This is a genomic window from Pseudomonas sp. Tul2A7 (genome assembly GCF_054790505.1).
The window spans coordinates 5471611-5484823 of record NZ_CP186499.1 but is presented as its reverse complement, the minus strand read 5'-3'; the positions used below and the strand labels follow the sequence as shown (position 1 = coordinate 5484823).

Here is a 13213-nt window from a genome sequence, read left to right as displayed (position 1 = left end):
AATTTAGTCTTGCGTGACCATTGACTGAATCGGTCACATGGATAGTATGGTTTCGCTGTAGTGCTCGATGTTCTATTCCAGTGATCTCCATAGAGTCCAATAATGAAAAAAACAATGCTCAAGAGCCCCGTGGGCTTGGCCTTCGTGCTTGCGTCTTCCAATGTGTTTGCCGGTGGCTTTGCACTCAACGAACAAAGCATCAGCGGGATGGGCTCCGGTTTTGCCGGGCGCTCTTCTTCAGCCGAAGACGCCAGTACGATCTACGGCAACCCGGCGGGCATGGCGCGGCTTAAACGGGAGCAGGTGAGCGTGGGCGCGGCGACGCTATTCGCCAAGTCAGATATCAGTCGTACGCGCAGTACGTTCGGCGGCAATGAAGACGGCGACATGGTGCCGACGACCACCGTACCGATGGGGTATTACGTCAAACCCATTGATGATCACTGGGCATTCGGCGTCGGCTTTTATGTACCGTTCGGCCTGATCACCGACTATGGCAGTGGCTTTGCCGGACGCTATTACGCCAACAAGAGCGAAGTCACCACGCTGACTTTCCAACCGACCATCAGCTACGCCTTTAATGAAAAAGTCTCGATCGGCTTCGGTCCGACCATTAACCGTATCAGCGGCGAGATATCCGGCATGGTGCCCAATCCACTCAGCCCGGGGCGTAATGACGGCAAGCTGAAAAGCACCGGCGATGACACCGCGCTGGGCTTCAACGCCGGTGTGCTGGTGCAGGCGACAGACCAGACTCGTCTGGGGCTGACCTATCACTCCAAGGTCAGTTACCACCTGGATGCGAAAACCAAGGTCACCGATGGCATCTTCAGCGTGCTGGGCGTGAGCGGTCGCAGCTATGACGCGTCGCTGGACGTGGACACGCCGGAGTCGGTGGACGTTTCGGTTACGCATCAATTCAATAACGACTGGACGCTTTATGTCGGCAGTACCTGGACGCGCTGGAGCCGCTTCAAGGAGCTGACGATCGAGAACAGTGGCTTGCCGCCGTTGCTGAGTGGCCAGTTGGGGACGATCAGCGAAGAGCAGAACTGGCACGACACCTGGGCTCACGCGATCGGTGCAGCCTATCAATTGAATAACCAATGGGTGCTGCGTGCCGGTTTCTCGGTTGATCAGTCACCGGCCAACAACACCAATCGGGGGCCGCGCATTCCGACGGGCGACCGCAAGGTGCTCAGCTTCGGGGCAGGCTGGACGCCCATGGAAAATGTCACGATCGACCTGGCTTATTCCTACCTGTGGGAGGAGAGCGTCGAGATCAACGACAGCTCGGCATCGAGAGGTGCCTACAGTGCCCGATACAAGAACAGTGCGAGCGGACTCGGGACTTCGGTGAGCTACCGTTTTTAGTCGGGCATGTGAGTCGATTCGTAGTCCGATGTTGCTGATGGCCAGGATGCAGTTATTTCTCATGAAGTGACCATTGACGATATTGGTCACAAGGCTGAGAATATGATGATCATCCTATTCCTCAGTAAGGGAATCTATGCGCCGGCTCCGACCTTTCCCCATTGCCGCATGCTTGTTACCTCTTGCCCTGGCTGCCTGTGGCGAATCTTCCAGCGTCGCAGATCCTCGAACACAGGCGCCGCTGGTCAGGTCCGCTGCGGTACAAGCGTCACCTGACATCGCTCGGTCTTTCACCGGTGTCGTGGCGGCGCGCGTTCAGGGCGACCTGGGTTTTCGCGTATCGGGCAAGGTGCTCGAACGTCTGGTTGATACGGGGGAGGTCGTCAAGCGGGGTCAGCCGCTGATGCGTCTCGACCCGATCGACCTCGGGCTGCAAGCGCGGGCGCAGCAGGCGGCGGTCATAGCTGCTCGCGCCAGCGCCAAACAGACAGCCGACGATGAGGCTCGCTATCGCAAACTGGTCGGCGTTGGCGCCATTTCGGCATCAGCCTACGACCAGTACAGAGCCGCTGCGGAGACTGCAAAGGCGCAGCTCAATGCCGCGCAAGCGCAAGCCGACGTGGCCCACAATGCTTCGGGTTATGCGCTGCTGGTCGCTGATGCGGACGGCGTGGTGGTGGAAACACTCGCCGAACCGGGCCAAGTGGTCAGCCCGGGACAACCGGTGGTGCGCCTGGCCCGCGCAGGGCAACGCGAAGCCATCGTGCATCTGCCCGAAACCCTGCGCCCGGCCGCTGGCTCTACCGCGCAAGCGAGCCTCTATGGTGTGAGTTCAGCGGCGGTGACGGCAAAACTGCGGCTGCTTTCGGACTCGGCAGACCGTACGACGCGCACGTTTGAGGCGCGCTATGTGCTTGAGGGGCCGCTGGCCAACGCGCCGATCGGTGCGACCGTCACCCTCAGCATTGCCGAGGGCGCCTCCCAGACACAGGCGTTACAAGTCCCCATCGCCGCGATTTACGACCCGGGCAAAGGTCCGGGTGTGTGGGTAATCGCCGGAACACCGGCAACAGTGACCTGGCGAGCGGTGCAGGTGCTGGGGTTGAGCGATGATTCGGCGCGCATCGCCGGCGACCTCGCTGCCGGTGAGCAGGTTGTAGCGTTGGGCGCACATCTGCTGCGCGATGGCGAAGAGGTGCGATTGCCGCAACAGAGCGAAGCCAGCGTTGCCGGGAGCCGTCCATGAGCCACGGGCGATTCAACCTGTCGGCCATCGCTGTGCGCGAGCGGGCGATCACGGTGTTCCTGATTTTTCTGATTGCCGTTGCAGGGACGTTGTCGTTCTTTCAACTGGGACGTGCGGAAGATCCACCGTTTACGGTCAAGCAGTTGACCGTGATTACCGCGTGGCCCGGTGCGACGGCGCAGGAGATGCAGGATCAGGTCGCCGAACCCCTTGAAAAGCGCCTGCAAGAACTCAAGTGGTACGACCGCTCGGAAACCTACACCCGCCCGGGACTGGCGTTCACGATGGTGTCGCTGCTCGATAGCACGCCGCCCGCGCAAGTGCAGGAAGAGTTCTATCAAGCGCGCAAGAAACTCGACGATGAAGCCATCAGGCTGCCGGCCGGTGTGATCGGGCCGATGGTCAACGATGAGTTTTCCGACGTGACCTTCGCGCTGTTCGCCTTGAAAGCCAAAGGCGAGCCGCAGCGCTTGCTGGTGCGTGATGCCGAAGCCATGCGCCAGCGTCTGCTGCACGTGCCGGGGGTGAAGAAGGTCAACATCATCGGTGAGCAAGCCGAGCGCATCTACGTTTCATTTTCCCATGACCGCTTGGCGACCCTCGGCTTGTCGCCGCAGGACATCTTCGCCGCGCTGAACAGTCAGAACGTGCTGACGCCCGCCGGGTCCATCGAAACCAATGGGCCACAGGTGTTTCTGCGTCTCGACGGTGCTTTCGACAAGGTGCAGAAAATTCGCGACACACCGGTCTCCGTGCAGGGGCGCACACTTAAGCTCTCTGATGTCGCGACGGTTGAACGCGGTTACGAAGATCCGGCGACCTTTGTCGTGCGTAATAACGGTGAAGACGCGTTGCTGCTGGGCGTGGTGATGCGCGAGGGCTGGAACGGTCTGGATCTGGGCAAAGCGCTGGATGCGGAAACCGCGCAGATCAATGCGGAAATGCCTTTGGGCATGACCCTCGCCAAAGTCACCGACCAGGCGGTTAATATCGACTCGGCGGTCGGCGAGTTCATGGTCAAGTTTTTTGTCGCGCTGCTGGTGGTCATGCTCGTGTGCTTTCTGAGTATGGGCTGGCGAGTAGGCGTGGTGGTCGCTGCGGCGGTGCCGTTGACCCTGGCGATCGTGTTCGTGGTGATGGCCGCCACCGGCAAGAATTTTGATCGCATCACCCTCGGCTCATTGATTCTCGCGCTCGGGCTGTTGGTCGATGATGCGATCATCGCCATTGAAATGATGGTGGTGAAAATGGAGGAGGGCTACGACCGTATCAAAGCGTCCGCGTATGCCTGGAGCCATACGGCGGCGCCGATGCTGTCCGGTACGCTGGTGACGGCGATCGGCTTTTTGCCCAACGGTTTTGCCCAGTCCACTGCCGGCGAATACACCAGCAACATGTTCTGGATTGTCGGCATCGCGCTGATCGCTTCCTGGGTCGTCGCGGTGGCGTTCACCCCGTATCTGGGCGTGAAGTTGTTGCCGGACATCAAGAAGGTCGAAGGCGGCCACGCGGCGATCTACAACACGCCGAATTACAACCGCTTTCGCCGGCTGCTGACCGCGGTGATCGCTCGCAAATGGCTGGTGGCAGGCACGGTGGTCACGCTGTTTTTCGTCGCCGTGCCAGGCATGGGGCTGGTGAAGAAGCAGTTCTTCCCGACCTCCGACCGCCCCGAGGTGATGATCGAAGTGCAGATGCCCTATGGGACTTCGATCGAGCAGACCAGCGCCGCGGCCGCCAAGGTTGAGGCTTGGTTGCACAAGCAGGATGAGGCAAAAATCGTCACGGCCTATATCGGCCAAGGTGCGCCGCGTTTCTTCCTGGCGATGGCGCCGGAATTACCCGATCCCTCGTTTGCCAAAATCGTCGTGCTGACAGAGAGTCAGGAAGCACGCGAAACCCTCAAGTTGCGCTTGCGCGAAGCGGTTGCTGAAGGACTGGCGCCGGAGGCCCGTGTCAGAGCCACGCAAATTGTCTTTGGTCCTTATTCGCCGTTTCCGGTTGCCTACCGGGTGATGGGGCCTGATCCGGCGAAATTGCGCGACATCGCCGAGCAGGTCCGCGGCGTGCTGCAAGACAGCCCGATGATGAGAACGGTGAACACCGATTGGGGACCGCTGACCCCGACATTGCATTTCAGTCTCGATCAGGACCGCCTGCAAGCCGTGGGGTTGACCTCGAATGCGGTTGCCCAGCAACTGCAGTTCCTGCTGAGCGGAGTGCCGATCACAGCGGTTCGCGAGGATATTCGTTCCGTCCAGGTCGTGGGGCGTGCGGCGGGCAATATCAGGCTCGACCCGGCGCAGATCAAAGGCTTCACCTTGGTCGGCGCGGCGGGACAACGCATCCCGTTGTCGCAGATCGGCGAGGTCGACGTGCGCATGGAGGATCCGATTCTGCGACGCCGTGACCGCACACCGACGATCACTGTGCGTGGCGACATTGCCGAAGGTTTGCAGCCTCCGGATGTGTCGGGTGAGATCCTCAAGCAATTGCAGCCGATCATTGAAAAACTGCCTTCGGGTTACCGAATCGAGCAGGCGGGTGCCATCGAGGAGTCCGGCAAAGCGGGCAAGGCGATCCTGCCTTTGCTGCCGATCATGATCGCCATGACGTTGCTGATCATCATGGTGCAGGTGCGCTCGATCGCGGCGATGATCATGGTCTTCCTCACCTCGCCGTTAGGCTTGATTGGCGTGGTGCCGACGCTGCTGATCTTCAATCAGCCGTTTGGCATCAATGCGCTGGTCGGGTTGATTGCGCTGTCGGGGATCCTGATGCGCAATACGTTGATTCTGATCGGGCAGATCCACCACAACACGCAGGAAGGGCTGGACCCGTTTCACGCCGTGGTCGAAGCCACGGTGCAACGTGCGCGGCCGGTGCTGCTGACGGCGCTGGCGGCCATTTTGGCGTTTATTCCCCTGACGCACTCGGTGTTCTGGGGCACGCTGGCTTACACCCTGATCGGTGGCACGTTCGTCGGCACTATCATGACGCTGGTGTTCCTGCCGGCGATGTATTCGATCTGGTTCAAGATCCGCCCGGAGCACAAGGCTCAGACTGAAACAGTCAGACTGGCCTGAAATCGAGGCCCGCTCCGGCGGGCCTTTTTGTCTCCCACGTCAAAGCGTGGTGATCTGCCCATTGCGATCCAGTTCATACACCTTGTTGCCCTGCAATTTCTCCTTCAACCAACGTTCGGCTTTACCCAGCGGCCGCTGCCGCGCCCAGAGCAAATCCACACCAATCTGCCAGTCGGTATGCGGATACGCCGAGAGCTGCAGTTCCACCAGTTCACCCTTGGCCAGTTCACGCTGAACAAGCTGGCGGGGCAGGGTGGCCCAACCGAGTCCGGCGCGGACCATTTCCAGTAACGCCAGATAGCTTTCCGCCTGCCACAACTGGGTCGAGCGCAGGTATTCACTGCTCGGCAGTTTGCTTGCGTGGGCACTGAAGGCCAGACGGCGATGGACGTGCAGGTCGTCAAAGGTGACGTTATCGAGTTGCGCCAATGGGTGCTCGGGATGGCAGACGTGCAGCATGATCAGTTTGCCCAGTTGCTGAAACGCCAGTTCCTTGGGGTAGCCGGGCTGTGAGAACGCCACGCCGAGTACCGCTTCGCCGCTGCTGACCAGTTCGCTGACGTCGCCGTAAACCGGATGGCGGATGATCAGGTCGACAAAGGGGAACGCGGCTTCGAAGGCTTTGAGCACCGGCATGATCGGCCCGTACGGCGTTTCAATGGCGAGCGTCAGGCTGGTTTCGACGTTGTCCGAAAGGCAATCGGCGTGTGCTTCGAAGGTCATGCAGCGTTCGAGCACGGCTTCGGCCTGCACCAGCAATTTGTGGCCGCTGGCGGTGAGGGCAGGGCTGCGGTTGCTGCGATCGAACAGGTCGACGCCGAGGTCGGTTTCCAGATTGGCAATCGCCGCGCTGATGGTCGATTGGGTCTTGCCCAGTTTGCGCCCGGCGGCGGAGAACGATCCGCTTTTGACCACTTGGACGAACATCAGCAGTTGATCGAGTGAGAAGCGCAAGCGGTGAACTCCCGGATCGAGGATGGGGGGTTAATGCAGATTACCAATGCCAGATTCGTGCCATCGAAAAAAGCGATGGTTGCTAATTTGTTTCATCGTAATAAACGTTCAAATATGGCCCCGCGTCAAACGATCTCCGGGGCGGATCTACCCTTCAACGCCCCTGAGCATGCCCGCGATCTCAACAGATGCCGCACCTTCAGGAGCGTGTGAAATGACCACACAACGCATTCATCCGGTGGACGAGATTTTGCCACTGCGACAGTTGTTCACGTTTGGCTTGCAGCATGTGCTGGTGATGTACGCGGGAGCGGTGGCGGTGCCGCTGATTCTTGGCAGCGCGATGGGGCTGACTTCAGCGCAGGTGGTGTTACTGATCAACGCCAACCTGCTGACCTCAGGCGTGGCGACGCTGATTCAAACCCTCGGCTTCTGGAAATTCGGTGCGCGCCTGCCGCTGATTCAGGGCTGCTCGTTCATTGCCCTGGCGCCGATGATCATGATCGGCAAGGAGTTCGGCCTCAGCCAGATTTTCGGCGCGGTGATCGCGGCGGGCGTTATCACCATTGCGTTGGCACCGGTGTTCAGTCGCTTGCTGCGGTTTTTTCCGCCGGTGGTGATTGGCAGCCTGATCACTATTATCGGCATCTCGCTGATGCCTGCGGCGGCGATCTGGCTGGGCGGCGGCAATCCCGATTCTGCGGATTTCGGCAATCCCGCCAACCTGTTGCTGGGCCTGGCCACGGTCAGCGTGACGCTGGTGATTTACGCCAAATGCAAGGGTTTCCTCGGCAACCTCAGCGTGCTCATCGGCTTGTTTGTCGGCAGTCTGATCGCAGCGGCTTGCGGCATGACTCACTTCAATCGGGTCAGCGAAGCGGCGTGGTTTGAGCTGAGTGCGCCGATGGCCTTCGGCGCCCCGGAATTCGCGCCGGTGCCGATTCTGATCATGACCCTGGCGATGCTGGTGATCATGGCCGAGACCACCGGCAACTGCCTGGCGATCGGCAAACTGACCGGCAAACCGACCACGCAGCAGACCCTCGGCAACGCATTTCGCGCCGACGGCTTGTCGACCATGCTCGGCGGCTTGTTCAACAGCTTTCCCTACAACGCCTTCACCCAGAACACCGGTTTGATTGCGCTCTCAAACGTGAAAAGCCGCTTCGTCGTGGCCGCCGCCGGGGCAATCATGGTGCTGATGGGTTTGTTCCCCAAACTCGGTGCGTTGATCGCCGCAGTGCCGACGCCGGTGCTCGGCGGCTGTGCGATCGTTATGTTCGGCATGACCACGGTGGCGGGCATTCAAGAACTGTCGCGGGTGCAATTCGAGGGCACTCGCAACGGCATCATCGTCGCCGTATCGATAAGTGTCGGCGTGCTGCCGATGTCCTTTCCGGCGCTGTTCGAACACGTTGGGCCAACGCTGAAACTGGTGCTCGACAGCGGGATTTTCCTCGGCGCGATCACCGCCATTGTTCTCAACATCCTGCTCAACAACGACAAAAAATCGACCGAAACCATCGGCGCTGAACTCGCCGACTGACTTTTGTTTTCCACTGCCCAGGAGTTACCCATGAATCAATTCACTCAGATCATCCCGGCCGGCGTCAGCGAGCTTGATCTCATCTTGCTGCGCCAGACCATCGCCTTGTCCGAGGCATCGAAGCAACGCGGTCGCCATCCATTCGCGGCATTGGTGGCCGACCGCAACGGCAAAGTGATTGTCGAAGCGGGGAACAACTCGATGCCGCCTGAAGGCGATCCGACTCAGCACGCGGAGCTGGTGGCAGCAGCGGCAGCGGCAAAACTGCTGTCACCGCAAGAGCTGGAACTGTGCACGCTGTACACCAGCGCCGAACCTTGCTGCATGTGTGCCGGCGCGGTGTATTGGACGGGGATCGGGCGGGTGGTTTATGCCTTGTCGGAGCATGCGTTGCTGGGGTTGACGGGCGACCATCCGGAGAACCCGACGTTCTCGCTGCCATGCCGCGAGGTGTTCGCCAAGGGGCAGCGCAAGGTCAGTGTGTTGGGGCCGATGTTGGAGGGCGAGGCGGCTGAGCCGCACAAGGGTTTTTGGTTGTAACCAGCTTTGCAACGAAGCTCGAATGGGGTGAGGTTGCGCTATCCAGAGACTTGAGAGCACTTGCTCGCCGAGAGGGAGAAGGTGCGAAGTTTTGGAACTGCCAGCCCTCGGCCGATGCCGAATGAGTAACCAGAACGAGGGCAAAGCAATGACTGAAGAAACAGCACAATTTCCAGAGGAAGAAGTACCGGATCAATCGACGCCGGCGCATTCCACAGAGGAAGAGCAAAAGCGCCTTAAAGATTTTAACAAGGAAGGCATCCCGCCCGGCAGCTGCTGATCGGTAGGCACTGGCTCGGGCCACGTACCTTCGGCGCGTCGCTTTGCGACGCGCCATGAGGCGTTGGCCCGTGCCTGTGCGGCCATCGGCGGGGATTTCAAGCGTGTGTGTCAACGCTGAGTGTCATTTGGATCAATGTTGCCTGCAGCGCGTGGAGGTTGCCAGCGCATACAGAAATCTGATTTTGAATCTCGATTGTTCTTTGAGCCTTCTCTTCTTCTGGCATATTCATTCTTTCGGTTTTAGCCAGCTCTGCTTTGCGAGTTGCAAGTTGTTGCTGTATCTCGGCAATTTGTTTTTTTATGAGCTCGACTGCACTAATAGGCTGTTTGACCGTATTAACTCCTTTTTCGCTGGAATCAGTCCTAATCTTGTCGTCGCTTGTGGTTTTCTTCGTAAGCGATAGATGATTTTGCGAATCTGATTTTATGTGTTGGTTGTTCTCTGGTTTTTTCTTATAGGTGGTTGCTCTAATTGCGCTGATTTTTGGCATGGTTAATTCTCTTGGCTTTCTCGCCTATAGGGCGGTGGGGCTATTGATCTCACACGGTTGCGCGTGAGTGCTCACTGCGCCTTTTATGGTAATGAGCCTTTTGCGTGTGGATATAGGAATTGTCTTGTTTTTGTGCGCCATGGCTAGACGCGCAGAAACGACAAGGCTCTGAATAAATCAGAGCCTTGATGTTGAAGATTGAAGAATTGAACGTGTTATTTCGATGTGTCTACGCTGGTAGAGCAAGAAAGCCGGTAATGCTCATAGTTCAAATCCTTCAGTCGTTCTGGAAGCTTGTAGGGGGCGGGGCAACTCTTGCCCTGCCACTTGATTGTGATGATGCCTTGATCTTTGGTAACAAGCGCTAACGCCTTGCCGGTGGGGTCGGAAAGCGCCAGTTGTTTACCTTCGGCGTCCATCAATACGGCTCCGAAGGGGAGGGGTTTGCCCTCGGCATCGTAGAGTTCGAACTGGATCCGTCTCCCTTTACTGCCTTCGAAGCGCGCGAGCACTACTGAACCTCGTCTCGGTACGAGTTGTTGAGTGGCGTTGTCCAGCTCTATGTCACCGCCGAGATTTCGTGTGTCCAGTGTCACCCAATTCACGCGATAGGGCTGTGCGTTTGGAAGGACGGCATAGCCGTTGAGGCCGGTTTTCACGCCGGAGTAGCTGCTGACTTCTACCCCAGACATGCCAGGCACTTCCACCATTGCGAATGTTTCGCCGACGGTCTGGCCCATGTTGATTCCCCCCGCGTGGGCCACGATCGATCCGGCCGCGCTCAGGTTCTGTGATTCATAACCGCTGCCTCGGCTGTAGCCCAATCCCAGATCACCCATCGCTGTACGGGTACTCAGGCTAAGCGAGCCGGAGCGATCACCTTGCACACTGCGGCCGGTCTGTACGGAATAGTAGGTGTCACTGTCTTCAGTCAGATAACCATTGATCCCGGCTTGTGTACTGGTGCCGGTATTCTGATGATTGCTGGAAATATAGGCGCGAGGCGCGCGAGGTGTCGATCCGAGCGGGAATGAGATCGAAACGCTCAATTGGGTGTCGTGAGTGGTGTCACCGCGTGCGCCGAACTCCTCGGTTTTACTCAAGCTGATGTTGTAGTTCAGGTCGCGCCAATTGTTGTTGTAACCGGCGGAGAAGCTGCGCGAGCCGCCGCGATCCCAATAGCGCTGATCACTGGCATTCAAGTACAGCGAGCCGTACTGGCGCGCTTCGCCCAGGGTCTGGTTGACCGTGAGGTCGGTACGGGTTTTGGCGTTACCTGCGCGCCGTGTAGCGCCGGTGCTGGTGTCCTGAACGTGGTCGGTCAGCGTGCGGTAACCCTCGGTCGAATAACGATAGGCGGCGAGGGTGAAGCTGGTATCGGTACCGGTGAAGGTCTTTGCATAGAGCGCGCGTACGCTGCTGCCCTGGGTCGTTTTGCCAAATGCCTTGCTGGACGATTGCGTCACGTCCAGCGACATCGCGCCAATCGAAGTGTTCTTCGCCGCACCGACGGAAAGCGCCTTGAAACCATTGCTGGCCTGAATGCCGGCAATGCCTGTCAGGTTGCTGGTCAAGCCGTAGGCGAAAGTGCCGCCGAGGAAGGCCGGCTTGTCATAGCCCTCGCTGTTGTTATTGAATTTGCCGCTCGACAGGCTGTACTTCAACTGTCCCTCACGCACCATCGTCGGCAGGGCGGAGAACGCCTGCCGGGTGACCTTGCGCCGACCATCCGCCTCTACAATGGTGATCTCCAGATCGCCATTGGAACCCGATGGATAGATATCACTGATCTCGAACGGCCCCGGCGGCACGTTGGTGGTGTAAAGAATGTAGTTATCCTGGCGGACCTCGATCTTCGCATTGGTTTCAGCCACGCCACGAATGATCGGCGCATAGCCGCGCTCGCTGTCTGCGCGCATGCCCTCATCAGAGGCCACCTTGACGCCTTGATAGCGCACGCTGTCGAACAGATCCGAATCGGAAAATATTTCACCCGCACTCAGTTGCCCCTTGATCGCCGTGAGGTCGCGCTGGATGAACGTGCGATTGCTGACAAACCGATTGGGCCGGCCGGTGGCACTGCTCAGATTGGACTCGTTGCGCAAACGCCAGGCACCGAAGTTGATGCCGTTGCGCAGACCCAGATTATTGGAGATCTGCGTCGAGTAATCGGTTTTACTGCGGGTGCTGCTCAACTGATAGTTGATGAACCCGGCGGTCACGCCATCGTCCCAAAGTTCTGGGTCAACATAGCCGCGCATGCCACGCGCCATCGCAACCTGCGGCACGCTGATATTGAGGCGCAGGCGGTTGGCGTCAAAACTGATACTGGCTTGCTCGATCATCGACGCAAGATCGTAGTGATCGGCAGGCCGTTGCTCATCAACCAGACCTTGCTCACGCAGTTTGCGCATGTCCACACCCAGCTGCTGTAACAATCCCAGGGTGATACGTGGCTCGACTTTGCCGTTGAGCGGGTTGGCCGCGAAATCAACGTCGCGACGACCGACCAGCGTGCCGTTGCTGTACACGTCAACGCGATATCGGCCTGGCAGAACGCTGTTGGCATTCAACAAGGGTTGCAGATCGACCGCCGATGAACCTTCCAGAAACAAGGTATTGAACGCTTCACCCGCTACCGCGGCCGGGGCTTCGGCACCCATGGCGAATCCACAAATGGCCATATTGATGGCAAAGCACAATGGATGCAGGCAGCCCAACGCCGTTTTGTTTTTATGGCGCGCAACGTGATGCTTTACACAACTTGAAGATGTGTGGTGTTGGGAGGAAAACATGCAATTTGCCTTATCAGTCCGTGTTGCTTCAACCGGAGTCCGGAACTCGTAAATAGCTTGTGAATTGGCGGGGCGGGGCGAGGAAGTTACTGGGCGGATGCATCTTTCACGCGCTCGGCATGACTTTCGATAGCGCTGAGTGGTGCATCGAATCGTTGTTGTGCGCCGTAATCATTAATGGCTGAAAAAGTCAGGCGTGGAGATCCAGGTGGCAACTCTTTCAAGTTGAATGAACGAACTTCGCCGGGAACGATCATCGTCGAATCAATCACCAACTCTGCTTTTTTTCCTGCAGCGACTTTCAGGTCGGCTAGCGATACGTGGTAATTGCTTTGATTTTTAACTTTCAGTACCGACTTGCCAGCTTGCGTGACCAGTTGCCATACCAGTTGCTCCGGCGCTTGCGCGGCGTCACCGGCGAGTCCGTCCGGACGGAAGAAAACCTTGATGCGCTGACGTACCGCCAGTTGCAGCGTATTGACATCGGCAGCACTGGCCTGAGGGATTTCCTGCACGTTCAGCCACACCACCGACTCTTTGTCCGCAGGCATGCCGCGGCCTTCATACAGAATCCTCAACAGTTGCTGTTGATTGGGTTCGAGTCGGGCCAGCGGTGGAGTCACCGCGAACGGCGGCGCGCTGCCAGCCGCGTCACCGGCATCCAGCCACGATTGCGCCAGGATGGTTTGCCCGCCGTTGCGCACGGTGACGTTTGCCTCTTTGTGCGCGCCATCGAAAATGATCCGGGTGGAACTCAAGGAGATGCTGGCGAATGCCGAGTGCGTCATCAACACCCCGGCAAGCCCCAGGCACAGCGGAAAATAGCGACTTAACATAGTTTTCACCGATTGATCTGGTGGGGAAGGACGAGGCACAGCGGCCCCGTCCAGGTATTGCGT

10 protein-coding genes are annotated in these 13213 nt (G+C 58.6%); 6 read left to right on the top strand and 4 right to left on the bottom strand.

Annotated elements, in window-relative coordinates; genetic code table 11:
- Nucleotides 1–102 precede the first annotated feature (102 nt).
- The 3 genes from ACOYXJ_RS24480 (at nt 103) to ACOYXJ_RS24470 (ending at nt 5706) form a co-directional block, all read left to right on the top strand.
- Nucleotides 103–1374: an OmpP1/FadL family transporter gene (locus tag ACOYXJ_RS24480; RefSeq protein ID WP_460371999.1), complete on the top strand. Its 1272-nt coding sequence runs from the start codon at nt 103–105 to the stop codon at nt 1372–1374.
- Nucleotides 1375–1510: 136 nt separating this feature from the next.
- Nucleotides 1511–2620: an efflux RND transporter periplasmic adaptor subunit gene (locus ACOYXJ_RS24475; RefSeq protein ID WP_460371997.1), complete on the top strand. Its 1110-nt coding sequence runs from the start codon at nt 1511–1513 to the stop codon at nt 2618–2620.
- The gene (locus ACOYXJ_RS24470) at nt 2617–5706 is read left to right on the top strand and encodes an efflux RND transporter permease subunit (protein ID WP_460371995.1); all 3090 of its coding nucleotides are present in this window, start codon (nt 2617–2619) and stop codon (nt 5704–5706) included. Before ACOYXJ_RS24475 ends, ACOYXJ_RS24470 begins: the two co-directional genes overlap by 4 nt.
- A 39-nt stretch (nt 5707–5745) precedes the next feature.
- Here ACOYXJ_RS24470 and ACOYXJ_RS24465 read toward each other — a convergent pair whose 3' ends face one another.
- Nucleotides 5746–6660, bottom strand: a complete 915-nt coding sequence (locus ACOYXJ_RS24465) for a LysR family transcriptional regulator (protein ID WP_122607364.1) — start codon at nt 6658–6660, stop codon at nt 5746–5748.
- 214 nt (nt 6661–6874) lie between these two features.
- Here ACOYXJ_RS24465 and ACOYXJ_RS24460 point away from each other — a divergent pair, with 214 nt between their 5' ends.
- The 3 genes from ACOYXJ_RS24460 to ACOYXJ_RS24450 all read left to right on the top strand — a co-directional run bounded on the left by ACOYXJ_RS24460 (nt 6875) and on the right by ACOYXJ_RS24450 (nt 9026).
- Nucleotides 6875–8206 carry a nucleobase:cation symporter-2 family protein gene (locus tag ACOYXJ_RS24460; RefSeq protein ID WP_460371993.1) on the top strand — a complete coding sequence of 444 codons (1332 nt, stop codon included), beginning with the start codon at nt 6875–6877 and terminating at the stop codon, nt 8204–8206.
- A gap of 30 nt (nt 8207–8236) precedes the next feature.
- The gene (locus ACOYXJ_RS24455; RefSeq protein WP_460371991.1) at nt 8237–8746 is read left to right on the top strand and encodes a nucleoside deaminase; all 510 of its coding nucleotides are present in this window, start codon (nt 8237–8239) and stop codon (nt 8744–8746) included.
- Between the two features lie 148 nt (nt 8747–8894).
- Nucleotides 8895–9026, top strand: coding sequence for a hypothetical protein (locus ACOYXJ_RS24450; RefSeq protein ID WP_086936038.1), 132 nt, complete (start codon nt 8895–8897; stop codon nt 9024–9026).
- 97 nt (nt 9027–9123) lie between these two features.
- Here ACOYXJ_RS24450 and ACOYXJ_RS24445 read toward each other — a convergent pair whose 3' ends face one another.
- From ACOYXJ_RS24445 to ACOYXJ_RS24435, 3 genes are all read right to left on the bottom strand, one after another.
- Entirely contained in the window at nt 9124–9519 is a 396-nt protein-coding gene (locus ACOYXJ_RS24445) for a hypothetical protein (protein WP_095048993.1), read from the bottom strand.
- Between the two features lie 215 nt (nt 9520–9734).
- A complete protein-coding gene (locus ACOYXJ_RS24440; RefSeq protein WP_460373029.1) occupies nt 9735–12203 on the bottom strand; it encodes a fimbria/pilus outer membrane usher protein in 2469 nt (822 codons plus the stop codon).
- Between the two features lie 197 nt (nt 12204–12400).
- Nucleotides 12401–13150, bottom strand: coding sequence for a fimbrial biogenesis chaperone (locus ACOYXJ_RS24435; RefSeq protein ID WP_460373027.1), 750 nt, complete (start codon nt 13148–13150; stop codon nt 12401–12403).
- Nucleotides 13151–13213: the final 63 nt, after the last annotated feature.

Coding starts and splice junctions, on each gene's coding strand:
- ACOYXJ_RS24480 (WP_460371999.1), top strand. CDS start 103: ATGAAAAAAACAATGCTCAAGAGCCCCGTGGGCTTGGCCTTCGTGCTT.
- ACOYXJ_RS24475 (WP_460371997.1), top strand. CDS start 1,511: ATGCGCCGGCTCCGACCTTTCCCCATTGCCGCATGCTTGTTACCTCTT.
- ACOYXJ_RS24470 (WP_460371995.1), top strand. CDS start 2,617: ATGAGCCACGGGCGATTCAACCTGTCGGCCATCGCTGTGCGCGAGCGG.
- ACOYXJ_RS24460 (WP_460371993.1), top strand. CDS start 6,875: ATGACCACACAACGCATTCATCCGGTGGACGAGATTTTGCCACTGCGA.
- ACOYXJ_RS24455 (WP_460371991.1), top strand. CDS start 8,237: ATGAATCAATTCACTCAGATCATCCCGGCCGGCGTCAGCGAGCTTGAT.
- ACOYXJ_RS24450 (WP_086936038.1), top strand. CDS start 8,895: ATGACTGAAGAAACAGCACAATTTCCAGAGGAAGAAGTACCGGATCAA.
- ACOYXJ_RS24445 (WP_095048993.1), bottom strand. CDS start 9,519: ATGCCAAAAATCAGCGCAATTAGAGCAACCACCTATAAGAAAAAACCA.
- ACOYXJ_RS24440 (WP_460373029.1), bottom strand. CDS start 12,203: ATGGCCATTTGTGGATTCGCCATGGGTGCCGAAGCCCCGGCCGCGGTA.
- ACOYXJ_RS24435 (WP_460373027.1), bottom strand. CDS start 13,150: ATGTTAAGTCGCTATTTTCCGCTGTGCCTGGGGCTTGCCGGGGTGTTG.